This is a genomic window from Streptomyces sp. NPDC087859 (assembly GCF_044742595.1).
GTDB lineage: Bacteria > Actinomycetota > Actinomycetes > Streptomycetales > Streptomycetaceae > Streptomyces > Streptomyces canus_F.
Genome location: NZ_JBIUUU010000001.1, coordinates 334,085 through 358,385 on the forward strand (window position 1 = coordinate 334,085; position 24,301 = coordinate 358,385).

General features: G+C 71.5%; 25 protein-coding genes. 18 read left to right on the forward strand and 7 right to left on the reverse strand.

The genetic code is table 11. From position 1 onward, the window contains the following. Positions 1 to 32: 32 nt before the first annotated feature. Complete coding sequence (locus tag ACIOHP_RS01575) at positions 33 to 1,214, forward strand: hypothetical protein (RefSeq protein ID WP_401882299.1); 1,182 nt, start codon at positions 33 to 35, stop codon at positions 1,212 to 1,214. Positions 1,215 to 1,245: 31 nt separating this feature from the next. Here ACIOHP_RS01575 and ACIOHP_RS01580 read toward each other — a convergent pair whose 3' ends face one another. Both ACIOHP_RS01580 and ACIOHP_RS01585 read right to left on the reverse strand, forming a co-directional pair. Continuing rightward, positions 1,246 to 2,907 carry a hypothetical protein gene (locus ACIOHP_RS01580; protein WP_401882302.1) on the reverse strand — a complete coding sequence of 554 codons (1,662 nt, stop codon included), beginning with the start codon at positions 2,905 to 2,907 and terminating at the stop codon, positions 1,246 to 1,248. A 116-nt stretch (positions 2,908 to 3,023) separates the two neighbouring features. Beyond that, on the reverse strand, positions 3,024 to 3,653 hold the full coding sequence (locus ACIOHP_RS01585) for a PH domain-containing protein (RefSeq protein WP_361548447.1): 630 nt from the start codon (positions 3,651 to 3,653) through the stop codon (positions 3,024 to 3,026). Between the two features lie 191 nt (positions 3,654 to 3,844). Here ACIOHP_RS01585 and deoC point away from each other — a divergent pair, with 191 nt between their 5' ends. Genes deoC through ACIOHP_RS01600 form a run of 3 tightly spaced genes read left to right on the forward strand, consistent with a single transcriptional unit; the run spans position 3,845 to position 7,150 of the window. After that, entirely contained in the window at positions 3,845 to 4,804 is a 960-nt protein-coding gene (gene deoC, locus ACIOHP_RS01590; RefSeq protein ID WP_361548444.1) for a deoxyribose-phosphate aldolase, read from the forward strand. A 5-nt stretch (positions 4,805 to 4,809) separates the two neighbouring features. Then, the gene (locus tag ACIOHP_RS01595) at positions 4,810 to 6,246 is read left to right on the forward strand and encodes an aldehyde dehydrogenase family protein (RefSeq protein ID WP_361548441.1); all 1,437 of its coding nucleotides are present in this window, start codon (positions 4,810 to 4,812) and stop codon (positions 6,244 to 6,246) included. After that, on the forward strand, positions 6,239 to 7,150 hold the full coding sequence (locus tag ACIOHP_RS01600; RefSeq protein WP_361548438.1) for an aldehyde dehydrogenase family protein: 912 nt from the start codon (positions 6,239 to 6,241) through the stop codon (positions 7,148 to 7,150). Before ACIOHP_RS01595 ends, ACIOHP_RS01600 begins: the two co-directional genes overlap by 8 nt. Positions 7,151 to 7,217: 67 nt before the next feature. On the opposite strand, the gene ACIOHP_RS01605 is transcribed toward ACIOHP_RS01600, so the two are convergent. Next, a complete protein-coding gene (locus ACIOHP_RS01605; RefSeq protein ID WP_351680017.1) occupies positions 7,218 to 7,625 on the reverse strand; it encodes a hypothetical protein in 408 nt (135 codons plus the stop codon). 152 nt (positions 7,626 to 7,777) lie between these two features. Between ACIOHP_RS01605 and ACIOHP_RS01610 the strand changes: the two genes are divergently transcribed. After that, the gene (locus ACIOHP_RS01610) at positions 7,778 to 8,485 is read left to right on the forward strand and encodes a uridine kinase (RefSeq protein ID WP_401882306.1); all 708 of its coding nucleotides are present in this window, start codon (positions 7,778 to 7,780) and stop codon (positions 8,483 to 8,485) included. A gap of 31 nt (positions 8,486 to 8,516) precedes the next feature. Further along, complete coding sequence (locus tag ACIOHP_RS01615) at positions 8,517 to 8,846, forward strand: DUF6281 family protein (RefSeq protein WP_401882309.1); 330 nt, start codon at positions 8,517 to 8,519, stop codon at positions 8,844 to 8,846. 161 nt (positions 8,847 to 9,007) lie between these two features. On the opposite strand, the gene ACIOHP_RS01620 is transcribed toward ACIOHP_RS01615, so the two are convergent. Further along, complete coding sequence (locus tag ACIOHP_RS01620; protein ID WP_361548432.1) at positions 9,008 to 9,751, reverse strand: SigE family RNA polymerase sigma factor; 744 nt, start codon at positions 9,749 to 9,751, stop codon at positions 9,008 to 9,010. Between the two features lie 231 nt (positions 9,752 to 9,982). Here ACIOHP_RS01620 and afsQ1 point away from each other — a divergent pair, with 231 nt between their 5' ends. The 5 genes from afsQ1 (at position 9,983) to ACIOHP_RS01645 (ending at position 13,771) form a co-directional block, all read left to right on the forward strand. Next, positions 9,983 to 10,660 (forward strand): two-component system response regulator AfsQ1, encoded by a 678-nt coding sequence (afsQ1, locus tag ACIOHP_RS01625; RefSeq protein ID WP_037718821.1) that lies wholly within the window; start codon positions 9,983 to 9,985, stop codon positions 10,658 to 10,660. Further along, entirely contained in the window at positions 10,657 to 12,207 is a 1,551-nt protein-coding gene (locus ACIOHP_RS01630; RefSeq protein ID WP_401882313.1) for an ATP-binding protein, read from the forward strand. The genes afsQ1 and ACIOHP_RS01630 overlap by 4 nt, the downstream gene beginning before the upstream one ends. Further along, entirely contained in the window at positions 12,204 to 12,848 is a 645-nt protein-coding gene (locus ACIOHP_RS01635; protein WP_401882316.1) for a hypothetical protein, read from the forward strand. The genes ACIOHP_RS01630 and ACIOHP_RS01635 overlap by 4 nt, the downstream gene beginning before the upstream one ends. 71 nt (positions 12,849 to 12,919) lie before the next feature. Then, complete coding sequence (locus ACIOHP_RS01640) at positions 12,920 to 13,471, forward strand: VanZ family protein (protein WP_361548422.1); 552 nt, start codon at positions 12,920 to 12,922, stop codon at positions 13,469 to 13,471. Positions 13,472 to 13,561: 90 nt separating this feature from the next. After that, positions 13,562 to 13,771 (forward strand): PspC domain-containing protein, encoded by a 210-nt coding sequence (locus tag ACIOHP_RS01645; protein WP_361548419.1) that lies wholly within the window; start codon positions 13,562 to 13,564, stop codon positions 13,769 to 13,771. A 72-nt stretch (positions 13,772 to 13,843) separates the two neighbouring features. On the opposite strand, the gene ACIOHP_RS01650 is transcribed toward ACIOHP_RS01645, so the two are convergent. Both ACIOHP_RS01650 and ACIOHP_RS01655 read right to left on the reverse strand, forming a co-directional pair. Continuing rightward, positions 13,844 to 14,203, reverse strand: a complete 360-nt coding sequence (locus ACIOHP_RS01650) for an ATP-binding protein (RefSeq protein ID WP_361480490.1) — start codon at positions 14,201 to 14,203, stop codon at positions 13,844 to 13,846. A 138-nt stretch (positions 14,204 to 14,341) separates the two neighbouring features. Then, positions 14,342 to 15,505 (reverse strand): adenosine deaminase, encoded by a 1,164-nt coding sequence (locus tag ACIOHP_RS01655; RefSeq protein WP_361548416.1) that lies wholly within the window; start codon positions 15,503 to 15,505, stop codon positions 14,342 to 14,344. Positions 15,506 to 15,618: 113 nt separating this feature from the next. Here ACIOHP_RS01655 and ACIOHP_RS01660 point away from each other — a divergent pair, with 113 nt between their 5' ends. The 7 genes from ACIOHP_RS01660 (at position 15,619) to ACIOHP_RS01690 (ending at position 23,337) form a co-directional block, all read left to right on the forward strand. Further along, positions 15,619 to 16,380 (forward strand): alpha/beta hydrolase, encoded by a 762-nt coding sequence (locus ACIOHP_RS01660; protein ID WP_401882321.1) that lies wholly within the window; start codon positions 15,619 to 15,621, stop codon positions 16,378 to 16,380. 152 nt (positions 16,381 to 16,532) lie between these two features. After that, positions 16,533 to 17,177 carry a choice-of-anchor M domain-containing protein gene (locus ACIOHP_RS01665; protein ID WP_401882323.1) on the forward strand — a complete coding sequence of 215 codons (645 nt, stop codon included), beginning with the start codon at positions 16,533 to 16,535 and terminating at the stop codon, positions 17,175 to 17,177. Continuing rightward, complete coding sequence (locus tag ACIOHP_RS01670; RefSeq protein ID WP_401882326.1) at positions 17,174 to 18,817, forward strand: choice-of-anchor M domain-containing protein; 1,644 nt, start codon at positions 17,174 to 17,176, stop codon at positions 18,815 to 18,817. The genes ACIOHP_RS01665 and ACIOHP_RS01670 overlap by 4 nt, the downstream gene beginning before the upstream one ends. Further along, complete coding sequence (locus tag ACIOHP_RS01675) at positions 18,814 to 20,340, forward strand: anchored repeat ABC transporter, substrate-binding protein (protein WP_401882329.1); 1,527 nt, start codon at positions 18,814 to 18,816, stop codon at positions 20,338 to 20,340. Before ACIOHP_RS01670 ends, ACIOHP_RS01675 begins: the two co-directional genes overlap by 4 nt. Beyond that, positions 20,337 to 21,722 carry a choice-of-anchor M domain-containing protein gene (locus tag ACIOHP_RS01680; RefSeq protein WP_401882332.1) on the forward strand — a complete coding sequence of 462 codons (1,386 nt, stop codon included), beginning with the start codon at positions 20,337 to 20,339 and terminating at the stop codon, positions 21,720 to 21,722. Before ACIOHP_RS01675 ends, ACIOHP_RS01680 begins: the two co-directional genes overlap by 4 nt. Beyond that, a complete protein-coding gene (locus ACIOHP_RS01685) occupies positions 21,689 to 22,432 on the forward strand; it encodes an anchored repeat-type ABC transporter ATP-binding subunit (protein ID WP_401882335.1) in 744 nt (247 codons plus the stop codon). Before ACIOHP_RS01680 ends, ACIOHP_RS01685 begins: the two co-directional genes overlap by 34 nt. Next, positions 22,429 to 23,337: an anchored repeat-type ABC transporter permease subunit gene (locus tag ACIOHP_RS01690; RefSeq protein ID WP_401882338.1), complete on the forward strand. Its 909-nt coding sequence runs from the start codon at positions 22,429 to 22,431 to the stop codon at positions 23,335 to 23,337. The genes ACIOHP_RS01685 and ACIOHP_RS01690 overlap by 4 nt, the downstream gene beginning before the upstream one ends. Here ACIOHP_RS01690 and ACIOHP_RS01695 read toward each other — a convergent pair. Further along, the gene (locus ACIOHP_RS01695) at positions 23,291 to 24,253 is read right to left on the reverse strand and encodes a LysR family transcriptional regulator (RefSeq protein ID WP_361480514.1); all 963 of its coding nucleotides are present in this window, start codon (positions 24,251 to 24,253) and stop codon (positions 23,291 to 23,293) included. The genes ACIOHP_RS01690 and ACIOHP_RS01695 overlap by 47 nt on opposite strands. Positions 24,254 to 24,301: the final 48 nt, after the last annotated feature.

Genomic DNA, 24,301 nt, shown 5'->3' on the forward strand with positions numbered 1-24,301 from the left:
GTATCCCGTCCGCCGAGCCCCGGAGCCGCCCCGTGTCCTCGACCGCCCCCGAAACCGCCCCCGGCGGCAGCATCCCGGGCAGCCGGCGACCCGAGACCACGCCCCGCCCGCACCCCGCCGTCCGCGCCCTCGCCCACGCGGCCCCGGCCCTCGGCGCCTTCGTCGCCGTACGACTCGCGGGTCTGCTGTTCCTCGCACTGTGGGCCCACCACCAGGACCACGGTGTCTGGCCGATCCTGGCGCGGCAGTGGGACGCGAAGTGGTATCTCGGCATCGCCGACCACGGCTACGCCCGGGAGGTCGGCACCGAGGGAAGCAACCTGGCGTTCTTCCCGCTCTACCCGGTCCTGGTCAAGGCGGTCGCGGCCGTCACCCCCGGCACCCGGGCCACCACCGGTCTGTGCCTCGCCGTCGCCGCGTCCTTCGTCGCGGCGTGGGGGGTGTTCGCGGTGGGCGACCGGCTGTACGGCCGCCGGGTCGGGGTGCTGGCCACGGTTCTGTGGGCGGCGTTCCCGGTCGGCCTGGTGCAGTGGATGGGCTACACCGAGTCCCTGTTCACCGCGTGCGCGGCCTGGTCGCTGTACGCGCTGCTCTCCCACCGCTGGCTGTGGGCGGGCACGCTGGCCGTGCTCGCGGGTCTGACCCGCCCGACCGGTGTCGCGCTGGCGGCCGCGGTCACCGTGACGGCCCTGCTGTCCCTGCGCCGCGGCTTCTCCGTGCGTGCGCTCACGGCCGCTCTCCTGGCCCCGCTCGGCTGGTGCGGGTACATCGCCTGGGTGGGCCTGCGGGTGGGCCGCTGGGACGGCTACTTCGCCGAACAGCGGGTGTGGAGCAACGAGATGGACGGCGGCCGGCGGACCCTGCGGGAGATCCGTCAGCTGCTGGTGCGGGACTCGACGCCGCATCTGTTCCTGGTGCTGGTGACGCTGGTGCTGGTGGTCTCGGTGGCGCTGTTCGCACTGTCGGTGCGCGACCGTCAGCCCGTGTCCCTGCTGGTCTTCACGGGTGTGACGCTGCTCATCGTCCTGACCAGCGGCGGAGTCTACTTCCCGCGCGCCCGCTACCTCCTGCCGGCCTTCCCGCTCCTGTTGCCCCTGGCCCTGCGGCTCTCCAGTGCCGCCCGGCGCCACCGTGTCCTCGTCCTGACGGCGGCGGTGGCGGGCTCGGTGTACTGGGGCGCGTACATGGCCCTGGTGTGGCCGGGGGCGCCGTGACGCCCCGGGGCGGGCCGGTCCGGCCCGCCCGTCACGGCAGCAGCACCAGGACCGCCGTGAAGACCACCGCCTGGGCGAGGGCGAGGGGCCACAGCGGGCGTCCCCGCTCCCGCTCGGTCGCCGAGGCGGTCGGCCGCAGCGCGGGGTCCTCCCACATCGCGGTGATCTCCGCGGCGGTGCGTTCGTAGGGGTGGATCCAGCCCCGCCGCAGCTCCAGCTTCGGCCAGCGGACACCCTGCATCGTCCAGGTGGGGAAGCCGGCCCGGCGGCTGTCGATCTTCAGCTCGGCTCCCTTGCAGCGGACGACGCGGATGTCGTCCCAGGCGATGTGGCGGACGCGGCGGAGCCCGTTGAACCAGAGGCCCTCGCGGTCGGCGGTGACGGTCCAGCCGAGCCGCTCGGACAGCAGCAGGGCGCCGCCCAGCGCCACGCTGCCGACGAGGACGTAGCGCCAGAACCAGCCGGACTCGTCCAGGGCGATCGGGACGAACCACAGGATCACCACCACGGCGATGATCCGGTCCGTCCACCCCGCGCGCCACCGTCGCACGGCCCCCGAGCCGAGCGGGGCGATGGCCGCCCCGGCGGCCAGCCGGCCCAGTTCCTGGTACGCCGCCTTACGGGTCCCCGCCCGCTTCTCGCCCACGATGCGGCCGCGTCCGAACCGGTCCGACAGGGGCCGTACGGGCCCTTGCGACCGTTCGAACAGCGGCGGCTCGCCGGGCTCCTCGTCGGCGCTGACGAGGAGGATCTCGGCGCCGTCGTAGGGCGCGCCGTACAGGACGGCCTCGCGCAGGGGGCCGGGCTCCTCGTCGTCGATCCGGTCGAGGGCCTCCCGCATCTCCGCCTCGGCCGCCTCCTCGTCGAAGTCGTCGTCCGCTTCCTCGAAGAAGGGTTCGCCCTCGTCGTCGGGCTCCGACATCGAGACGGTGAACAGGGGGCGCAGCGCGCCCAGGTCGTCGGCCGCGTAGACCTCGGTGTCCACGTCGGCGTTCTCGCGTACGAGCACGCGGAGGACGGGGACGGGGGCGCCGCGCAGGACGGCGGCGCGGCGGCGGCCGAGGAGGCCGGAGAGGACGGCGGTGAGGCCGAGCCCGGTCACGTAGAGGCCCGTCGCCGCGAGCACGTGGTCGTCCCCGGGCCCGAACGTCGCGACCCCCGCGGCACCGGCCGCCGTCACGGCCAGCCCGAACCAGGTCAGGAGTTTGCCCCGCCGGAACGTTTTGCCCTCATCCGGCGGTACGGCCGTCGCCCCGCCGGCCGCCGCCAGGGCCGCCGCCCGCTGCCGTCCGCGCGCGACCAGCCGGAGCATGGCGAGCGCCCAGGCCAGCAGCAGGAACGCGAGCACGGGCAGGGTCACCGGCCACGGCAGCGGCTGCTGGGCGGGGCCCACGAAGAGCAGAACCGGCACCGAGACCCGTACGACCTCGGGCCGTACCGCCGGCCAGATCGCGTGGAGCGCGAGGACGGCCGCGGCCCACGGGCTCAGGTCGGTGGACAGCGCCAGGGCGCCGGAGCCGAGCAGACCGGCCAGTGCCACCCCGACGAGCACGCCCATGCCGAGCCGCACCGGCACCCACCGGGCCGGCAGGGCCTGTGTCCACCGCCGGGTCTGCTCCCCGTCCCAGGGGAGGCAGCCGTCGGGTATCGCGGAGGCGGTCAGCGGCAGCGGCCGCTGGAGGTTCGTGCTCACTGTCTTCCAGACACTCGGACCACAGGTGTGGTTGCGGTCCTCGGGTCCTTGTTCGCGGCGGCACGCCGAGGCGAGGCCGCATCATCACCCCGGAAGCCGTGAAAGGAACAGGCCTCTCAGCCCGTTGCGATCAAGATCACCAGCAGTACCGCTCCCGCGACCGCCGGCGCGAAGATCTCGTACGCCCAGCGCACTGTCACCTCGCCCTGGGCGCTCTCCGCCGTCCCGCGGGTCTCCATGAGCTCGCGCAGGTCGTCCATGATCTTGTCGGTCTCGGCCCGGGCCGGTCCCGCGTCGGGGGCGGGAGCGGGGGCGGCGCCACCGCCGCCGAAGCCGAGCCGCAGGCCGGTGCCGCCGCCGCGCTCGGCGCGCGCGTCCTTGCGCGCCGCCCTCTTGCGGGCGCGCAGCGACACCGGGACGGCCCACAGCTGGAACTTGTCGCCGGACTCGGCGACGACCTCATTGGAGTAACCGGACCGCAGCGCGGCGGCCTGTCCCCAGGGCAGCACGATCACCCGGAACGGGTTGCGGATGCGCAGGCGGTCCTCGTTGGCGTAGACGGCGGGGCGGACGGTGAAGGCGACGATCAGCGGGAGCGCGAGGATCATCGAGGCGAGCGCCAGCCAGGGGGTGCGGTCCTCGCCCTGGACCAGGGCGTCGATGCCGAGCCAGAGGACGATGGCGAGCAGCAGGGCGCCTCCGGCGATGCCTGCGGGTGAGCGGTAGATGCGGTCCTTGGTCGTCATGCGGCGATTGTGCCTCAGTGGTTCGCCTTCTCGCCGTGGGGGACCTCGTGCGTGGGCGAGTGCGGGTCGTCCGTGGCTGGTCGCGCGGTTCCCCGCGCCCCTTCAGGCCGGACCGGGCACCCCTCGTCCAGAGGAACCGTTCTTTCGGGGTGTACAGCCGCTACGCGCGTAGATATGCTCGGCTGGTGACCATGCCCACCACTGCATCTCCCGCACACCCGCTTACGGATGTCGCCGCGTCCGACAGCACGCTGCGTCGCTTCCTCCACGGGCTGCCCGGCGTCGACGCGGTCGGCCTGGAGGCGCGCGCCGCCTCTCTCGGCACCCGTTCCATCAAGACGACCGCCAAGGCGTACGCCATCGACCTCGCCATTTCGATGGTCGACCTGACGACGCTGGAAGGCGCGGACACCCCGGGCAAGGTCCGGGCGCTCGGCGCCAAGGCGGTCCGCCCCGACCCGACCGACCGTACGACCCCCGCGACCGCGGCCGTCTGTGTCTATCCCGACATGGTGGCCCCCGCGAAGGAGGCCGTCGCCGGCTCCTCCGTGAAGGTCGCCTCGGTCGCCACCGCCTTCCCGGCGGGCCGCGCCGCCCTGGCGGTGAAGCTCGCCGACGTGCGCGACGCCGTCGCCGCGGGCGCGGACGAGATCGACATGGTCATCGACCGCGGGGCGTTCCTCGCGGGCCACTACCTGAAGGTGTACGACGAGATCACCGCCGTGAAGGAGGCCTGCGGGACCAGCGCCCGTCTGAAGGTCATCTTCGAGACCGGCGAGCTCTCTACGTACGACAACATCCGCCGCGCGAGCTGGCTCGGCATGCTGGCCGGGGCCGACTTCATCAAGACGTCGACCGGCAAGGTGGCGGTGAACGCGACCCCCGCGAACACCCTCCTCATGCTGGAGGCCGTCCGCGACTTCCGCGCCCAGACCGGCGTCCAGATCGGTGTGAAGCCGGCCGGCGGCATCCGCACCACCAAGGACGCCATCAAGTTCCTGGTCCTGGTCAACGAGACCGTCGGCGAGGACTGGCTGGACAACCACTGGTTCCGCTTCGGCGCCTCCTCGCTCCTCAACGACCTGCTGATGCAGCGTCAGAAGCTTGCCACCGGCCGTTACTCCGGCCCCGACTACGTGACGGTGGACTGATCCACATGGCATCTGCATTCGAGTACGCACCGGCACCCGAGTCCCGCTCGGTCGTCGACATCGCGCCCTCCTACGGGCTGTTCATCGACGGTGAGTTCGTGGAGGCGGCGGACGGCAAGGTCTTCAAGACCGTCTCCCCCGCCACCGAGGAGGTCCTCTCCGAGATCGCCCAGGCGGGCGAGGCGGACGTCGACCGCGCGGTGCGGGCCGCCCGCAAGGCCTTCGGGAAGTGGTCGGCGCTGCCCGGCGCCGAGCGCGCCAAGTACCTGTTCCGCATCGCCCGGATCATCCAGGAGCGCAGCCGCGAGCTGGCCGTCCTGGAGACCCTGGACAACGGTAAGCCCATCAAGGAGACCCGCGACGCCGACCTCCCCCTGGTCGCCGCGCACTTCTTCTACTACGCGGGCTGGGCCGACAAGCTCGACCACGCGGGCTTCGGTGCCGATCCGCGTCCGCTGGGTGTCGCCGGTCAGGTCATCCCGTGGAACTTCCCGCTGCTGATGCTGGCGTGGAAGATCGCCCCGGCGCTCGCGACCGGCAACACGGTCGTCCTGAAGCCGGCCGAGACCACGCCGTTGAGCGCTCTCTTCTTCGCGGACATCTGCCGCCAGGCGGGCCTGCCGAAGGGCGTCGTCAACATCCTTCCCGGGTACGGCGACGCGGGCGCGGCCCTCGTCGAGCACCCCGATGTGAACAAGGTGGCCTTCACCGGCTCCACCGCGGTCGGCAAGGCGATCGCGCGCCAGGTGGCGGGCACGGACAAGAAGGTCACCCTCGAACTGGGCGGCAAGGGCGCCAACATCGTCTTCGACGACGCCCCGATCGACCAGGCCGTCGAGGGCATCGTCACCGGCATCTTCTTCAACCAGGGCCAGGTCTGCTGCGCGGGCTCCCGGCTGCTGGTCCAGGAGTCGATCCAGGACGAGCTGCTGGACTCGCTGAAGCGCAGGCTCTCCACCCTCCGGCTCGGCGATCCGCTGGACAAGAACACCGACATCGGCGCGATCAACTCCGAGGAGCAGCTCTCCCGGATCACCGCGCTCGTCGAGGCGGGCGAGGCGGAGGGCGCCGAGCGCTGGTCCCCGGCCTGCGAACTCCCGTCCTCCGGCTACTGGTTCGCCCCGACGCTCTTCACGAACGTCACCCAGGCGCACACCATCGCCCGCGACGAGATCTTCGGCCCGGTCCTCTCGGTCCTGAGCTTCCGTACGCCGGACGAGGCCGTCGCCAAGGCCAACAACAGCCAGTACGGCCTGTCGGCGGGCATCTGGACGGAGAAGGGTTCGCGGATCCTCGCCGTCGCGGGCAAGCTGCGCGCGGGCGTGATCTGGTCCAACACGTTCAACAAGTTCGACCCGACCTCGCCGTTCGGCGGTTACAAGGAGTCGGGCTTCGGCCGCGAGGGCGGTCGCCACGGCCTGGAGGCGTACCTCGATGTCTGAGAAGAACGAGAAGACGGACCGTTTTGATCGGCTGTCGGTCTTCAAGACCTACAAGCTGTACGTCGGCGGGAAGTTCCCGCGTTCCGAGAGCGGCCGGGTGTACGAGGTGAGCGACGCGAAGGGCAACTGGCTGGCGAACGCGCCGCTTTCGTCCCGTAAGGACGCCCGTGACGCGGTGGTCGCCGCGCGCAAGGCGTTCGGCGGCTGGTCGGGCGCGACGGCGTACAACCGGGGGCAGATCCTCTACCGCGTCGCGGAGATGCTGGAGGGCCGCCGCGAGCAGTTCGTGCGCGAAGTGGCCGACGCCGAGGGGCTGTCGAAGGCGAAGGCGGCCGCTGTCGTCGACGCGACGATCGACCGCTGGGTCTGGTACGCGGGCTGGACCGACAAGATCGCCCAGGTGGTCGGTGGCGGCAACCCGGTGGCGGGTCCGTTCTTCAACCTGTCCACCCCGGAGCCGACCGGCGTGGTCGCGGTCCTGGCCCCGCAGGAGTCGTCCTTCCTGGGCCTGGTCTCGGTCGTCGCCCCGGTGATCGCGACCGGCAACACGGCGATCGTGATCGCGTCCGAGAAGTCCCCGCTGCCCGCCCTGTCCCTGGGCGAGGTGCTGGCCACCTCCGACCTGCCCGGCGGTGTCGTCAACGTCCTGTCCGGCCGCACGGCGGAGATCGCGGCGCCGCTGGCCGCGCACCAGGACGTCAACGCGATCGATCTGGCGGGCGCCGACGACGTACTGGCGAAGGAGCTGGAGATCGCGGCCGCGGACAACCTGAAGCGGGTTCTTCGTCCACAGGCTGTGGATTATTCGGCGGGTCCGGGGATCGACCGGATGACGGCGTTCCTGGAGACGAAGACGGTCTGGCACCCGACGGGCTCGCTGGGCGCGTCCGGCTCGTCCTACTGACGGCCGCCACAGACCGGAGAGCCGCGCCTTCCCACCGTCCTGGGAAGACGCGGCTCTCTGCGTACCGTCAGCCGTTGTTGAGGAGTCCCGCGACCTGGCCGACCACCGGGATGCTGCCGATGGACTGGGCCTGTGCCACCGGGCCGGTGAGCGCCTGGGTGGCCAGGGGCTGGAAGTCGGCGAGCTGGGTGCCCAGGCCGTTGTCGAGGGGGTCGACGCCGGTGCCGGCGAGCGGGTTGGGCTTGAGGCCGCTGACCGGGCCGGTGACATAGCCGACCGTGCTGGTCAGGCCCTGGAGGCCGGCCTGCGGGTCGATGTTGCCCAGCGAGGTGGGGCGGGTGCGCATCACGTCGACGACCGGGTCGGTGTCCGCGGAGGCCGTCGCCGCGCCTGCGCCCAGGGCCACGCCCGCGGTCGCGAGGGCGGCCAGCGCACGCTGGGCGGTGGGGGTGGAGGAGGACGCGTGTCGGGCCATTGCTGCTACCACCTTCATCTTGCGCAAGGTAATCGGGTCGACACGAAGGGTAGTTGAGGTTCGGCGCACACTCCACCGCCGACCCGCAGACTCCGCATGCGAACCGGCGACTCGCCCAGGGTGACCGGGGCCGCACCGACGGTGGTCCCCGTGTGACGCGCACTGCAAAGCCGGTCCGCGGGGTCGATGAACAGCAGGTGAATGCCGCACACTGGTGTCCCGTGAGCTCCCCTTCGTCCATACCGACGCGAGTCGTGCTGCTCTGCGGCCCCTCCGGCTCCGGCAAGTCCCTTCTCGCGGCCCGTTCCGGTCTTCCGGTTCTCCGGCTCGACGACTTCTACAAGGAGGGCGACGACCCGACTCTGCCGCTGGTGGCGGGGAGCTCCGACATCGACTGGGACCACCCGGAGTCCTGGGACGCGGACGTGGCCGTCGCGGCGATCGTCGAGCTGTGCGGCACGGGCCGTACGGACGTCCCCCAGTACGACATCTCGCTGAGCGCCCGCACCGGCGCGGAGACCGTCGACATCGGCCGGACCCCGCTGTTCATCGCGGAGGGCATCTTCGCCGCGGAGATCGTCACGCGCTGCCAGGAGCTGGGCGTGCTGGCCGACGCCCTGTGCCTGAGCCGCGGTCCCGTGCAGACGTTCCGGCGCCGGTTCCTGCGGGACCTCAAGGAGGGCCGCAAGTCGGTGCCGTTCCTGCTGCGCCGCGGCTGGCGGCTGATGCGGCAGGAACGCACGATCATCTCCCGGCAGACCGCGCTCGGCGCCCACGCCTGCGACAAGGACGAGGCGCTGGGCCGACTGGCCGCGGCCGCGGCGGGACGCCGTCCGGCGGCTTCGACACCGGCGGGCTGAACGTCCTCGGCGCCTTCCGCGTCGTAGGACCATGACGATCACACGTGGAACCCTGGTCGTGGCGGCCGCGGTGCTGCTGGCCGCCACCGGATGCGCGGACGGCGAGGCCGCGGCCTCCTGCTCGGGCCTGGTGACCTATGACGGCCGCGGCTATCTGCCCACCGGGGAGAGCGGCTTCACCGTCGGCGAGCGGCTGGGCACCGCCACGGTCGAGGCCTGCGACGACACCGGCGACGGCGTGGACAACGGCAGTCCCGGGAGCAGGACGGGCGCGTACGTCGTGCGCGGCGTCGATCCGGCGGAGGCCATCGCCGTCGGGGACGGCGCGGCCGGGACGGAGCTCGTGCGAGTCCACCGCTGACCACACACCAAAAGCGGAACCGGACGGGCCCCCCGGCCCTCCAGTCCCGCTTTTTGGTGCTTCCCCCGTGGAACCCCCCGGTACCACTCCCCCGTGTTACCCGCACCACCGCGCTACCGCTCCCCCGCGGTGCTCCCCCGTGGTGGTGCTCCCCCCAACCCTCAGGCGACAAGCTCCCCGAAGGCGTCTTCCTCGTCACGGCCGAAGCTGAGGACCTCGTCCTCGCGCAGCCGGCGGAGCGACCGCCAGATGCTGGACTTCACCGTGCCGACACTGATGTCGAGGATGTCCGCGATCTCCGGGTCGGTGCGGCCCTCGTAGTAACGAAGGACCAGCATCGTCCGCTGGAGTTCGGGCAGCCGGGCCAGCGCCTGCCACAGGACCGCGCGCAGTTCGGTGCCGCGCATCGCGTCCGTGTCGCCGGGCGTCTCCGGCAGTTCCTCGGTCGGGTACTCGTTCAGCTTGCGGCGGCGCCACGCGCTGATGTGCAGATTCGTCATCGTCCGGCGGAGGTATCCCCCGACGGCCGCCTTGTCGCTGATCCGGTCCCATGCCCGGTACGTCGAGAACAGCGCGCTCTGGAGCAGGTCCTCGGCCTCGAAGCGGTCACCGGTCAGGTGGTAGGCGGTTGCGTACAGGGAGGCACGGCGCTCCTGGACGTAGGCGGTGAACTCCGCCTCCGACAGCGAACGACGCTCCCCCGAGCCCTCCCTGTACGCGCTTCCCCCGTGTGCTTCCCCCGTGAAACCGTCAACCACCGTCATGTACGCGGTGTGCTGACGCCCAGCGCCGCGAGCGCACCCCCGCCCGCTCACGGCGCCGGACTTCTCGGAACCCCGGCCCCCGTTCACGTCGTGCAGACGCGTGATCACTGCGCTGGTGCTGTTGCTGTGCAGCGTGTTCATCTCGCGCCCCCCGTCGTGGACTTCCGGTGTTCTGCTCGCCCAGGCTGTGCTTCCTTGCCTGTGCCGAGAAGCTTGCCCTCGCACCTTCATGACCGTGTCCGCCGACTGTCACAGACCTGTCACAGGGGCACGCCTCAGGGAAGACACAGCAGGGTCACAGAGAGCAGCGCTACGCGTACGTACCTGTACAGGTGTCGAAACCGCACCCCGCCATGGGCCAGAATGAGCCCCGTGCCTTCCCTGTTGCTGATCGAGGACGACGACGCCATCCGTACGGCCCTGGAGCTGAGCCTCACGCGCCAGGGTCACCGGGTTGCCACCGCTGCCACCGGCGAGGACGGCCTGAAGCTGCTGCGTGAGCAGCGGCCGGACCTGATCGTGCTGGATGTCATGCTGCCCGGCATCGACGGGTTCGAGGTGTGCCGGCGTATCCGGCGCACGGACCAGCTGCCGATCATTCTGCTGACCGCGCGCAACGACGACATCGACATCGTCGTCGGACTGGAGTCCGGCGCCGACGACTATGTGGTCAAGCCGATCCAGGGGCGGGTGCTGGACGCCCGGATCCGGGCCGTGCTGCGGCGCGGGGAACGCGAGTCGACCGACGCGGCGAGCTTCGGCTCCCTGGTCATCGACCGCGCGGCGATGACCGTCACGAAGAACGGCGAGGATCTCCAGCTCACGCCCACCGAGCTCAGGCTGCTCCTGGAGCTGAGCCGGCGGCCCGGCCAGGCCCTGTCGCGGCAGCAGTTGCTGCGGCTGGTCTGGGAGCACGACTACCTCGGTGACTCGCGCCTGGTGGACGCCTGTGTCCAGCGGCTGCGCGCCAAGGTCGAGGACGTTCCGTCGTCCCCGACGCTGATCCGCACGGTCCGTGGCGTCGGCTACCGGCTGGACACGCCTCAGTGACCCAAGCGCAAGGGGGGATCCGCGGCTGGGCCGCGGCTCGCAAGGGACATCTGACACGACTGCGCTTCACCAGTCTGCGGCTGCGGCTCGTGGTGGTCTTCGGGCTCGTGGCGCTCACCGCCGCGGTGTCCGCGTCCGGGATCGCCTACTGGCTCAACCGCGAGGCGGTGCTCACCCGCACCCAGGACGCGGTGCTGCGCGACTTCCAGCAGGAGATGCAGAACCACGCGGGTCTGCTGCCCGAGCTCCCCGAGCGGTACGAACTCCAGCGCACCGCGCAGAACATGGCCAACAGCAGCCAGCGCTTCAGCGTGCTGCTCGTCGCGAAGGGCTCCGACGGCGAGGCGCTGTACGCCAACTCCGGCGCCCTGAACGGCTTCTCGGTCCAGGACGTCCCCGAGTCGCTGCGGGCCGCGGTGAACGAGACGCAGGAGGTCGACTCCTCCAACAAGTACGCGTACCACCTGTACTGGCAGCGGATCGTCGACGACGGCACCCCGTATCTCGTGGCCGGCACCAAGGTCATCAACGGCGGCACCACCGGCTACATGCTCAAGTCGCTGGAGCCGGAGGCCAAGGACCTCAACTCCCTTGCCTGGTCGCTGGGTATCGCCACCGGTCTCGCGCTGATCGGCTCGGCGCTGCTCGCGCAGGCCGCCGCCACGACCGTACTGAAGCCGGTGCACCGGCTCGGTGTCGCCGCCCGCCGGCTCGGCGAGGGCAAGCTGGACACCCGGCTGAGGGTGTCCGGCACCGATGAACTCGCGGATCTGTCACGGACGTTCAACGACGCGGCCGAGGCCCTGGAGAAACGGGTCGACGACATGGCCGCGCGGGACGAGGCGTCCCGGCGGTTCGTCGCCGACATGAGCCATGAACTGCGCACGCCGCTCACCGCGATCACCGCCGTGACGGAGATCCTGGAGGAGGAGCTGGAGGCGGAGTCGGGTTCGATGGACCCGATGATCGAGCCGGCGGTACGGCTGGTGGTCAGCGAGACACGGCGCCTCAACGACCTCGTCGAGAACCTGATGGAGGTCACCCGCTTCGACGCGGGCACCGCCCGTCTCGTCCTGGACGATGTCGACGTCGCCGACCAGATCACCGCCTGCATCGACGTGCGGGCCTGGCTGGACGCGGTGGACCTGGACGCCGAACGCGGCATCCACGCCCGGCTCGACCCGCGCCGCCTGGACGTGATCATGGCGAACCTGGTCGGCAACGCGCTCAAGCACGGCGGTTCGCCGGTGCGGGTGGCGGTGCGTGCGGCGGACGATTCGGTCGTCATCGAGGTACGGGACCACGGGCCCGGCATCCCCGAGGACGTCCTGCCGCACGTCTTCGACCGGTTCTACAAGGCGAGCGCGTCGCGCCCCCGCTCCGAGGGCAGCGGACTCGGCCTCTCCATCGCCCTGGAGAGCGCCCACATCCACGGCGGCGAGATCACCGCCGCGAACTCCCCCGAGGGCGGCGCGGTCTTCACACTGCGGCTGCCCAGGGACGCGTCGGAGCTGGCGCAGGAGTGCGAGGGGGAGAAGAACTCATGAGCGCGACGCGAGGGCGGGGACGGCGGGCCATGCGCACCGTGACCGTACGACGGCTGCTGGCGCTGCCCGTGCTGGCGGCACTGGCCACCGGGTGCGGTATCCGGGCCACCGAGGTCCCGACGGACTTCGGCCCCGCGCCCTCACGGGTGCACTGCTCCGTCTCGGAGCCGGACGTCTCCGCGCAGTCCTCGCGCGGGCTGGCGGTGCAGGTGTTCCTGCTGTGCGGTTCGTCGCTGGTGGCCGTCGACCGGACCGTGAGCGTCGAGGACAGCACGGCGGACTCCCGGCGGCGGGTGCTGGTGGCGCAGGAGCTGCTCAACCAGCTCGCCGCGGCGCCGTCGGCCGGCGAGGCGGATGCCGGGTACCGCACGACCGTGCGCGACGGCATGACGGTGACCGGGCCGCGCCCCGAGGACCCCGAGGACACCCTCCGGCTGAGCTTCCCGCCGGGTGCCCTCGCCAAGTCCTCCCTCGCCCAGATCGTCTGCACGTTCTCCGACTCGGCCGCAGCCGAGGGCGACGGGTCGGTCATCCTCGGCGGCCCGGACGGCGCCGCCCCGCGCCGCTACGAGTGCACCGACGAGGTCCGCGCCGAACCGAACAGCGCGAAACCGCCGTCGACGGAGGTCACGGACGGCTGATGCACGGGTGTGTCGGACGCCTCACCCGTACGCCCGGAACCGATCCCGCCGCACCCCGCGTCTAGGGGGTCGTGCAGCGTCAAGGCTCGATCGGCAGCAGCGCCGTGATCCGCATGCGGGCGGCGGGGGGGTTCCTCCTCGTCGCGCATCTCGCGTTCGTGGCCTGGCTCACCCTGCGACCGCTGGACGTCCCGTGGATGACGCCACCGAATCTCACCCCGTTCGCCGGCATCCGGGCCGACCTGGCCCTCGGCTGGCCGCAGGCCGCCCGGCGGATCGGTGAGGCGGTCGCGCTGCTGGCCCCGCTGGGGGTGCTGTTCCCGCTGGCGCACGGCAGGCTCTACGTCTCCCCGCTGGCGTCCCTGATCCGTACGGTCGCCGCGGGCGCCCTGATCTCCCTCGGCATCGAACTGCTCCAGACCGGCGTCCCCGGTCAGGTAGTCGACATCGACTCGGTCCTCCTGAACACCGTGGGCGTCGCCCTCGCGCACGCCGCGTTCATCCCCGCGGGCCGCGCCTGGTTCCGTCGCCGGTCCCGGTCCCCCCAGCGGACGGCCGTCCTCGCGGAGGAGCCCTCTCAGGGTCGCACCCCGACAATTCCCAGGGTCGGCATCGCACCGTAGAGCGACGCTTTGCCCCCTTCGTCTCCGTAGCGTTGACGTCAGACGAGGCAGCCGGAAAGGCAGCCCGACGACGCTCGCGAAGGAGCCGCAATGTCCCGCCTTGCCCGCCCCACCAACGGCCGCATGATCGGCGGAGTGTGTGCCGCGCTGGCACGGCGCTTCGGCACCTCCGCCACCACGATGCGGGTGATCTTCCTGCTCTCGTGCCTGCTGCCCGGCCCGCAGTTCCTGCTCTACATCGCCCTGTGGATCCTGTTCCCCTCCGAGGGCAAGGTGAACAAGACGCAAGCGGCCTGGTAACCGCCTTTCGCCCGTACGCCGATGGGGCGCACCCCGTACCAGGGGTGCGCCCCATCGGGACGTTCGGCGGGTTCAGCCGAGCGGGATCCCGTTCAGCGGCAGACCCTGGGTGGGCAGCCCGGTCTGGCCGATCGGCAGACCGCCGAGCAGACCGGCGACCGGCTTGGTCGGGCCGTCGGCGAGCGCGCCCTGGGCGGCGGGCGTCACGGCGGCCAGACCCGCGGCGACCGCCGGCTGCGCCTGCGACAGCGCCTCACCTGCTCCGGGCAGCGCCTTGGCGACGTTCTCCGCCGGGAGCGTCTTGGTGACGGTGTCCAGCGCCTGGGAGGCGTCCGGAACGGCCGGGGCGGCGTTCGCGGCACCCGCGCCGACGGCGGCGAAGGCGGCACCGAGGGCGGCGACACCGAGGGTCTTGGCAGCAGACTGCTTCATGAAAGTGCGTCCTCGAATGGGATGACGGTGATGTGAGCGGTCCACGACCGTAAACACGCATCGGCATCCACCGCAAACATCGAAATGCGGACGGATGGTGAATACCCGTCCGCATTTCGATTCCCGCGAGATTCCCGATCAGCCCTCTTCGGCCACAGAACCGCTGGTGGAGGCGGTCTGCTGGAACAGCCATTCGGACTTCAGCTCGGCATAACCGGGCTTGATGACGTCATTGATCATGGCCAGTCGTTCATCGAAAGGAATGAACGCTGATTTCATCGCATTGACAGAGAACCACTGCATGTCGTCGAGCGTGTAACCGAATGCTCCGACCAGGTGCTCGAATTCCCGGCTCATGCTCGTCCCGGACATCAGCCGGTTGTCGGTGTTCACGGTGGCCCGGAAGTGCAGCCGGCGCAGCAGCCCGATCGGGTGCTCGGCATAGGAGTCGGCGGCCCCGGTCTGGAGGTTGGAGCTCGGGCACAGCTCCAGCGGGATGCGCTTGTCCCGGACGTAGGAGGCGAGCCGGCCGAGCTTGACCGAGCCGTCCTGGTGGACCTGGATGTCGTCGATGATGCGCACGCCGTGGCCGAGCCGGTCGGCGCCGCACCACTGCAGGGCCTGCCAGATGGAGGGGAGCCCGAAGGCTTCGCCGGCGTGGATGGTGAAGTGGTTGTTCTCGCGCTTGAGGTACTCGAACGCGTCGAGGTGCCGGGTGGGCGGGTAGCCGGCCTCGGCGCCCGCGATGTCGAAGCCCACCACGCCCAGATCGCGGTAGCGGTTGGCGAGTTCGGCGATCTCCAGGGCACGGGCGGCGTGCCGCATCGCGGTGAGCAGGGCGCCGACGCGGATGCGCCGGCCGTTCTCGCGGGCGATCCGCTCCCCTTCCCGGAAGCCCTCGTTGACGGCTTCGACGACCTCTTCGAGGCTGAGCCCGCCCTCGAGGTGCTGCTCGGGGGCGTACCGCACCTCGGCGTAGACGACCCCGTCGGCGGCGAGATCCTCGGCGCACTCGGCGGCGACCCGGACCAGGGCCTCGCGGGTCTGCATCACACCGACGGTGTGGGAGAAGGTCTCCAAGTACCGTTCCAGCGAACCGGAGTCGGCGGCCTCACGGAACCAGATGCCGAGCTTGTCGGCGTCGTTCTCGGGGAGTTGGGCGTACCCGGTGGCCCGGGCGAGCTCGACGACGGTGCCGGGGCGCAGCCCGCCGTCGAGGTGGTCGTGCAGCAGAACCTTGGGTGCCCGGCGGATCTGGTCCGAGCTCGGGGTGGTTCCCGTCCGGTCAGTCTGGCTCGTCATTTCCGCACTCTAACTCCTACGCGCGTAGATCGCTCGCTGTACAACTCCGTCGATACGTAACGGTGACCGCCCCGACGGGTGGAGTACACCAACGCTTCTGACACTGTTCTGTCATGGCACAGCAAGCGACGCCGGTTCGCACGGCCCGGCTGGGACGGGCGCTCGGTCCGGAACCGACGGCGGTGAGCGGGGTGGTGCTGCTGCTCCCCGGCGGCGAGGAGAGCTCCGGCCGCAGACCGTCCTCCATGATGGCGAACGCGTCCGTCCGCACCCTCGGCCGCCGGCTGGCGCGTGCGGGCCGGGAGGACGGCCTGGTCACCCATGTCGTCCACTACCGCTACCGCGGCTGGAACGGCGCGGAGGCACATCTCGCCCGGGACGCCGACTGGGCCACGGAAGAGGTCGTACGGCGTTACGGCGACGTCGCCGTGTGCCTGGCCGGTGTCGACATGGGCGCCCGGGCCGCGCTGCACGCGGGCGGCCACGAGGCCGTCAACTCCGTGCTGGCCATCGCCCCTTGGCTGCCCGAGGAGGACGTGGCGGCGCCCCCCGAACCGGTGAAGCAGCTCGCGGGCCGACGGGTGCTGATGGTGCACGGCACGAACGACGCGCGCACGGACCCGGAGCTGTCGTTCCGGCTCGCGGCGCGGGCGAAGAAGGCGAACCGGGACGTCTGCCGGTTCGAAGTCCACTCGGACGGCCACGCGTTGCGTCAGCACCGCGACGAAGTCCACGCGCTGGCCGAGGACTTCGTCATGGGCTCGCTGTTCGGCCGCGCGTTCTCCCGCCCGGTCGAGGACGCCCTGGCCGCTCCGCCGCCGCTGGGACTGCGGATGCCGCTGGCGGCGGGCTTCGGGCGGTCGCTGCGGCGGTAGCCGTCAGCACCGCCCGGCGGTGACCGGCACCGTCACGCGCTTCACCGCGTCCCCACGTCCCTCTCATGACCCCCTTGCAACCCTTTACTGAAAATGATTATCGTCTTTACGTGCCCATGGGGGCATGTCCATGACCTAAGGGGGGTCCTCTTTTGCGTACCCGCAACCGTCTGCTGACCGTCGCCGGCCTCGCCGCCGCCACGCTCGCCACCGCCGGTCTCAACTCCTCGGCGTTCGCCGCGACGACGCTGTCGTCCGGCCATGTCGACGTCCTCGACGCCGACTGGGACGGCTCCACGCTGAGCCTGCACGCCCATGACGAGGAGAACGACACCGAGTACGACCCCGCGGACCTGACGCTGGCCGTCCCGGCCGCCGCGAAGGTCACCAACCCGGGCTACGCCTTCCTCGGTTCGGGCAGCCAGGTCTGGCTGCTGCCGGACACCGAGGCCGAGGCGACCGCCGCCGGAGTGCTCTTCCCCGGCGTCTCCACCGAGCACCTCACCACGGGGGTCTTCGCCAACAACAACGTCACGTTCACCCTTGTCAGCGCCACCCGCAACGGTGCCGCGACCGAGGACTTCAGCGTCTACGCGGGCAGCGGCAGCCGCTGGTTCGACAGTGACACCGCCACCAGCGGCTTCAAGTCCAGAACCTTCGCCGTCGCCACCCACAACCACGCCAACTGGGCCTTCGAGGAGGCCGGCACCTACCAGCTGACGTTCCGGGTCTCCGGCACCGTCGGCGGGGTCGCCAAGACCGCCACCGGGACCTACACCGTCGTCGTCAGCTCATGAGGGAAGCCCTGACGCGCGGCGGGCGCGCCTTCACGGCCGCCGCTCTCACCACGACGGCCGCGGTGCTCCTGTGCGCGGCAGGGCTGGTCGTCGCCGGCGGCAGCGGGAACGCCCGCGCCGCCGGCGGTGCCGTCGTGCTGGACGAGGGCGAGCTCGACTTCACGCCCCGGCAGGTGGACGGCGGGCTGCGGTTGCAGATCGACGACCGCGGAGCCGGCTCCACGGTCGTACGCGAACCGTCCGAGGTCGTCCTGCACGTCGTCCCGTCCGCCCTCCAGTTCACGCCGGACCCGGTGGCCACGGCGCTGGGGACCACGAACATGGACTCCTGGCAGCTGGGCGGCTGGGAGGCGGCGAACATCTTCGCGGCCGAGCCGGGCTGGAAGGGCACCGAGGCGGGCGGGGACACCGAGATCACGCTGTCCGGGTTCGAGGGGCCCGGGGTCTTCGGCCTGGCCACCTACACGCGTGAGATCGACAGTGTGAACGGCCCTGCCATCGCCCATCTCGGCAGCGCGGAGGGCGTACCGCGGTCCTTCACCCTGGCCGGGGACACGCAACGGCTGTTGCCCGTCTGGCAGTTCACCGCGGAAGGTGTCTACCGGCTCACCTTCACCGTGAAGGCGGGCGGCGCCACCGACACCGAGACGCTGACCGTGGTGGTGGGCGACGACGTCGATCCCTCCACCGTGCCGCCCGGCGACGGGACCACACCGACACCGTCCGCTAGCCCCACCGCGACCCCCACCGCCACGACGCACGTCATCTCCGAGGGGCACGTCGACATGGCCGCCCGGAAGGTGGAGGGCGCATTGGAGTTCCAGCTCAAGGAGGGCTCCGAACTCGACCACACGTGGCACGAGCCGGGCGGGGTCGTCCTGCACGTACGGCCCGCCGCCAAGCGGAAGATCCCCGCGGGATACGACTTCCTCGGCACCCCGGGCGACGCGGTGTGGTGGCTTCCGTTGCAGCAGAACGCCGGGATCGTGTGGCCCGGCTGGAATACCGGGGAGTTCCCCCGGACCGACCTCGACGGCAAGGTCTCCTTCCGGCTGGACTCCGTCCAGGGTCCCGGGAACGTCGCGATGTTCTACAGCGACTCGACGGGCACCCCGGTCGTCCCGCTCAACAGCGGCGACGGACTGCCCGACACCCACACCCTCGCCGGAGGCACCCACGCCCACTTCGACTGGGCCTTCTCCGCCGAGGGCGTCTACCGCACCACGTTCACCGTCAGCGCCACACTCGCCGACGGCACCCGGGTCGATGACACGGAGACCCTCGTCTGGGTGGTCGGGGACGACACCGATCCGTCGACGGTGACACCGGGGACGGGCGACGAACCGACGGCCACGCCCACGACGACACCGACGGCCAGCGCGAGCGGGACGGGCTCGGCGACACCCACGGCCACCGCTTCCGCGTCGGCGTCGGCATCGGCTGCCGCTTCCGGGTCCCCGGGTGCGGCGGCCTCCGGGGCGGCGGTGAGCGTCGAGGGGGCGTCCGGCTCGTTGGCCTCCACGGGTGCCCAGGTGTCGACGGTCGCGGGGATCGCGGTGGCCGCCCTGCTGATGGGTGGCGGCGCGGTGTTCCTCGTACGACGACGCCGTACGACCGACCGGGAGGAGGGAACCCTGTGAGGGGCCGTCCCACGCGTGTCGCGGCCGTGCTGCTCACCGCCGCCTGTGTGCTGATCACCGGGTGCGGCCAGGGTGAATCCGGCGCGTCCGACGCCGAGTTGAAGGTCTCCACGACCACCGCGATCATCGCCGACCTGGTCCGGCAGGTCGGCGGTGACCGGGTCGACGTGACGTCGATCGTGCCGCACCACGGCGACCCGCACTCCTACGAGCCGAGCCCGGGGGACGCGGCGAAGGTCGCGCGCGCCGACCTCGTGTTCGGCAACGGGCTGCTGCTGGAGGAGCCCGGGATCATGAAGATGGTCCACAGCAACGCCCGGAAGTCCACGCCGAAGATCGAGATCGCCGAGGAGCTGGAGCGGTACGGCGGCACGGTGATGAAGCTGGAGGAGGACCTCGGGCTCGACGTCCTGTGGCTCGGCTGGGCGGTGGAGGGCGAGGTCGCCGGGGACGGCTCCCAAGTCCGCACCACCGCCACCGGGTTGGAGGGGCCTGGGGATCTGCGGGTCTACCTGACCGACACACTCGGGCGCCCCAAGGTGTATGTCGACTCCCGTGACGGTTTAGACGACGCGGACTCCTTCACCCTGCCGCCCGAGGCGCACACGCACGTCAACTGGGCGTTCAGCGAGCCGGGGACGTACCGGCTGACGGTCGAGGGGCGGACCGAGACGCTCGACGGGAGGACCGAGGAATTCGGCAGCGGCACCTTCACCTTCGCCGTCGGCACCGACGCCCCCGAGGGCGCCACGGTCCTCGACGGAGGACACGCCGACCTGGCGCTCAACGCCGGGACCGGGAAGGTGTACGTCCGCGCCGACGACGAGAAGAGCGGCGAGCGCAGGAGGTTCGCACCGGACGAGGTCGTGCTGAACGTGCCCGACCGGGCGCGGGAGTCTGTGCCCGGGGAGAGCGCGTACTCGTTCCTCGGGGAGGCAGGCGACCCGCTGTGGGTGCTGCCGCAGGCCGTGCTCGGCAAGCACGTGCACGGCGACCTGGACCCGCACGCCTGGGAGGACGTCTCCAACGCCGAGGCGTATGTGCGGCGGATCCAGGCCGAGTTGACGAAGGCGGACCCCGCCGGCGCGAAGACCTACGCGAAGAACGCCTCGGCCTGTCTGAAGCGGCTCGGAGCGCTGGACGAGGAGGTCGGGCGGACGCTCGCGACCATCCCCGAACGGAACCGCAAGCTGATCACCACCCATGACGCCTTCGGCTATCTCGCCAAGGCGTACGGCATGGAGGTCGCCGGTTTCGTCGTGCCGGTGCCCAACCAGGAGCCCAGCGCGGCCGAGGTGGAGAGGCTCGGCGACACCATCCGCGAGAAGCGGGTCCCGGCCGTGTTCGTGGAACCGAACCTCGCCGCGCGGGCGAACGTGCTGGAACGGGTCGCCCAGGACGAGGGGGTCGACGTCTGCACGATCTACGGCGACTCGTTCGACGACAAGGTCCACGACTACGTATCGATGATGCGGCACAACGCGACGGAGCTCGCCAAGTGCCTTGGAGGGAAAGCCGGATGAGGGGCAGTGAACGGGTCGCGGTCGCCGTGGTACTGGCGGCCGCACTCGCGGGGGGCGGGGTCGCCGTCGCGGACGAGCCGTCGAGCGGGATCGGGAGGATCACCTACGCCGACGGGGAGTTGACGCTCGATCCCGCGGACAGCGCCCATGTCGTCGAGGCGGACGCGGCCGCGCCGGGGTGGGACACGACGGGGGTGCCGTCGGGCGCCCTTGCCGGGGACACCGTGACCTGGGCGCTGACCGGGGTGGACGGGCCGGGTGACGTCAGGGTGTACGGGGACGACTCCGTGCTCTTCGACAGCGCGGACGACGTGCCGGACCGGGTCGAGGTGCCGGTGGGTGAACAGGCCTACGGGCACTGGGAGTTCAGCGAGGAGGGGACCTACCGGCTCATCTTCGAGGCGGCGGGTACGGCGGCGGCGGACGGGCGGAAGCTGTCCGTGGGGACCGTGTACACGGTGGTGGTCGGGGGTGAGGAGCAACCGGTGGAGCCGACCGCCATCCCCACACCTGCGGCCCAGGCGCGCGCGCTCGCCGCTCCGGTGGAGATGCCGCGCACGGCCGCCACCACGTCCGAGGTCGTCTCGACCCGGAAGGTCCTCGACGAGGGCCACATCGACTTCGCCGCCCGCATACTCGACGACAGGCTCCAGATCCACGTCAAGGACGGCACGGTCTCCGGGAGGACCACCTGGCGCGACCCGTCCTCCCTGGTCCTGCGCGTGGGAGCGGCCGCGAGGAACACCCTGCCCGACAACGACGCCTTCGCCTTCCTGGGCAGGCCCGGAACCGATGTCTGGCTGCTCGACCAGGTGCAGCAGGAAGGGCTGCTGTGGCCCGGCTGGTCGACGGACCATGTCGCGGCCGGGGCGATGAAGGGCGGCGTGACGTTCACGCTGACCGACGTCGCGGGACCGGGCGCGTACGCGCTCTACACGTACGACGCGATGTCCGGCGCCGACGTGCTGTTCAACAGCAAGGACGGCGTCCCGGACTCCTTCGAGGTCCCCGCGAACACGCATGCGCACGGCGGATGGGCGTTCACAAAGGAGGGCACCTACCGGCTGACCTTCAGGATGAGCGGGAAACTCGCCGACGGGACGGCCGCGAGCGACACGGAGACCGTGGCGTTCGTGGTCGGGGACGGGAAGGCGGACGCCGCGAACCCCGGGGGCGGTTCCTCCGCTGCCGGGTCGTCGTCCTCGCCGTCCCCTTCCGCCTCGGACTCGGCCAAGGCTGGTGCTGATCAGGGCACTGCATCCGGCTCCATGGCCAGAACCGGCGCCGGCGATCCCACCCTCCTCGCCACCGCGGCCGCCGGTCTCGCGCTCGCCGGCGGGGGTGCGGTGTGGGGCGTACGGCGTCGGCGGCGGGGCGCGTGAACGGGGTGCTGCGGGTCGAGGCCGCGTCCGTCGTGCTCGGGGGGCGGCTCGCGCTGGAGGACGCCTCGCTCACCGTGGCGGCGGGTGAGCTGGTCGGGCTGATCGGGCCCAACGGGGCGGGGAAGACGACGCTGCTGCGGGCGGCGCTCGGGCTCGTGCCGCTCGTCTCGGGGGCCGTGTCGGTGACGTCCCGGCCCGGGTACGTGCCCCAACGGCACGAGTTCGCCTGGGACTTCCCGATCGACGTCGCGGGGGCCGTGCTGACCGGGCGCACGAGGACGATCGGGTGGCTTCGGCGGCCCCGGCAGGCCGACCGGGAGGCCGCGGAACGTGCCCTGGAGCTCACCGGGCTCACCGGGCTGGCCCGCCGCCCCATCGGTGAGCTGTCCGGCGGGCAGCGCCAACGCGTCCTCGTGGCCAGGGCGTTGGCGGCGGAACCCCGGCTCCTGCTGCTCGACGAACCGTTCACCGGCGTGGACGTCCCCACCCAGGGGCTCCTCAATCAGCTCTTCCGGCAGCTCGCCGCCGACGGCCGGGCCCTGCTGATGACCACCCACGACCTGGCGGGCGCCGCCCGCACCTGCGACCGCGTGGTGCTGATCAACCGGACGGTCGTCGCCGAGGGCGGGCCCGAGCTGCTGACCGAACCGGACCGGATGCTGCGGGCCTTCGGGCTCGACCGGGCCATGCCCACGGAGACGATGACGTGATCGACTTCCTGCTCGACCCCTGGGAACTGCCCTTCATGCAGCGGGCGTTCGCCGTCGCCGCCGTGGTGGGGCTGGTGTGCGGGGTGGTCGGGGTGTACGTCGTGCTGCGCGGCATGGCGTTCATCGGGGACGCGGTGGCCCACTCGGCGTTCCCCGGGGTGGCGCTGGCCTACACCTTCGGGGGGAATCTCCTCCTCGGCGGCGCGGCGGCCGGGATCGTCACCTCGGTGCTCATCGCGTACGTGTCGCAGAACCGGCGGCTGAAGGAGGACACCGTCATCGGCGTCTTCTTCGCCTTCGCGTTCGGCCTCGGGATCGTGCTGGTGTCGACGCGGGACAGCTGGACGACCGACCTGTCCTCGTTCCTGTTCGGGCAGGTGCTGGCGGTGTCGCCGCAGGACGTCTGGACGGTCGCCGGGATCGGGGCGGTGCTGGTGGCCGTCGTGCTCGCCCTGCGCAAGGAACTGGTGGCGGTCAGCCTGGACCGGGAGACGGCACGGGCGGCCGGGCTTCCGGTGTTCCGGCTCGATCTGACGCTGTACGTGGTCGTGACCTCCACGATCGTGATGTCGCTGGAGGCCGTCGGCAACGTCCTCGTCCTCGCCCTGCTCATCACGCCCGCCGCGACCGCCCGGCTGCTGTCCGAGCGGCTGTGGACCATGACGCTGCTCGCGTCGGCGATCGGCTGCGCGGGAAGCCTGGCCGGGCTGTATGTGTCGTACGCGTACGACTTGGCGGCCGGCGGCTCCATCGTCGTAGTCCTGACCGGGGTGTTCGTGGTGACGTGGTGCCTGGCGCCCAGGCACGGGCTGCTCGCGCGTGCTGCGAAGAAGACGGTGGCCCCTCCGGTCGGTCCGGTCAGTCCGGGAGGAGACGGCCGCGCTGTGCGAGCAGGAACTTCTTGAAGGCCGCCACCGGTGGCGTGTCCGGGTGGCCGTCGAGCCAGGCGACACCGATCTCGCGCACCGCGCGCGGGGCGGTGACCGTCAGCTCGACGACACCGGGGCGGGCCACGGCGGGCGGCGGGAGGAGGGCGACCCCGAGACCGGCGGCGACGAGCCCCCGCAGCGTTTCGGCCTCCTCCCCCTCGAAGGCGATCCGCGGCTTGAAACCGGCCTCCTGGCACAGGTCGTCGGTGATGCGGCGCATGCCGTAGTTGGGTTCCAGGGTCACGAAGGTCTCGTCGGCGGCCTCGGCGAGGCGTACCCGCTTGCGGGAGGCGAGGCGGTGGTCGGCGGGGACGACCAGGCGCAGCTTCTGCTCGTCGAGACGGCGGCCGACCAGGTCCGGGGCGTCCGGGACCGGGGAGGTCAGACACAGGTCCAGTTCCCCTGCGCGCAGGCGCTCGATCATCGCCTCGCCGTAGTTCTGGACGAGGCTGAAGCGGACGCGGGGGTGGTCGGCGCGGAAGGCGCGGATCAGGCCGGGGACCGTCTCCGAGCCCATGGTGTGCAGAAAACCGAAGGCGACCTTGCCGGTGGCCGGGTCGGCGTCGGCGCGGACCTCCTCGGCGGCGCGGTCGATCTCGGCGAGGGCGCGTTCGACGTGGCCGAGGAAGGCGCGGCCGGCCGGGGTGAGGGAGACGGTGCGGCCGATGCGGGCGAACAGGTCGACGCCCAGGTCCTGTTCGAGGCGGACCATCGCGCGGGAGAGCGTGGACTGCGGGACGTTCATCTCCTGGGCGGCCCGGGTGACGTGCTCGGTGCGGGCCACGCCGGCGAAGTACGCCAGCCGCGGGGCCAGCACCATCGACATCTCCGACATGTCTTGTGTGTCACTGGACGGTGACAGCCGAGGCTGTGAGCTGTGTTGATGCACCATGGGAACGATTATGGCGAGTCCGTGCATTGGACGCATGAACCGAGGTGT

What these genes read in the sequence shown, in the direction of transcription:
- ACIOHP_RS01585 (WP_361548447.1), bottom strand. Translation starts at nt 3,653, where the DNA reads ATGACGACCAAGGACCGCATCTACCGCTCACCCGCAGGCATCGCCGGA.
- deoC (WP_361548444.1), top strand. Translation starts at nt 3,845, where the DNA reads ATGCCCACCACTGCATCTCCCGCACACCCGCTTACGGATGTCGCCGCG.
- ACIOHP_RS01595 (WP_361548441.1), top strand. Translation starts at nt 4,810, where the DNA reads ATGGCATCTGCATTCGAGTACGCACCGGCACCCGAGTCCCGCTCGGTC.
- ACIOHP_RS01600 (WP_361548438.1), top strand. Translation starts at nt 6,239, where the DNA reads ATGTCTGAGAAGAACGAGAAGACGGACCGTTTTGATCGGCTGTCGGTC.
- ACIOHP_RS01605 (WP_351680017.1), bottom strand. Translation starts at nt 7,625, where the DNA reads ATGGCCCGACACGCGTCCTCCTCCACCCCCACCGCCCAGCGTGCGCTG.
- ACIOHP_RS01615 (WP_401882309.1), top strand. Translation starts at nt 8,517, where the DNA reads ATGACGATCACACGTGGAACCCTGGTCGTGGCGGCCGCGGTGCTGCTG.
- ACIOHP_RS01620 (WP_361548432.1), bottom strand. Translation starts at nt 9,751, where the DNA reads ATGAACACGCTGCACAGCAACAGCACCAGCGCAGTGATCACGCGTCTG.
- ACIOHP_RS01635 (WP_401882316.1), top strand. Translation starts at nt 12,204, where the DNA reads ATGAGCGCGACGCGAGGGCGGGGACGGCGGGCCATGCGCACCGTGACC.
- ACIOHP_RS01645 (WP_361548419.1), top strand. Translation starts at nt 13,562, where the DNA reads ATGTCCCGCCTTGCCCGCCCCACCAACGGCCGCATGATCGGCGGAGTG.
- ACIOHP_RS01650 (WP_361480490.1), bottom strand. Translation starts at nt 14,203, where the DNA reads ATGAAGCAGTCTGCTGCCAAGACCCTCGGTGTCGCCGCCCTCGGTGCC.
- ACIOHP_RS01655 (WP_361548416.1), bottom strand. Translation starts at nt 15,505, where the DNA reads ATGACGAGCCAGACTGACCGGACGGGAACCACCCCGAGCTCGGACCAG.
- ACIOHP_RS01660 (WP_401882321.1), top strand. Translation starts at nt 15,619, where the DNA reads ATGGCACAGCAAGCGACGCCGGTTCGCACGGCCCGGCTGGGACGGGCG.
- ACIOHP_RS01670 (WP_401882326.1), top strand. Translation starts at nt 17,174, where the DNA reads ATGAGGGAAGCCCTGACGCGCGGCGGGCGCGCCTTCACGGCCGCCGCT.
- ACIOHP_RS01680 (WP_401882332.1), top strand. Translation starts at nt 20,337, where the DNA reads ATGAGGGGCAGTGAACGGGTCGCGGTCGCCGTGGTACTGGCGGCCGCA.
- ACIOHP_RS01695 (WP_361480514.1), bottom strand. Translation starts at nt 24,253, where the DNA reads ATGGTGCATCAACACAGCTCACAGCCTCGGCTGTCACCGTCCAGTGAC.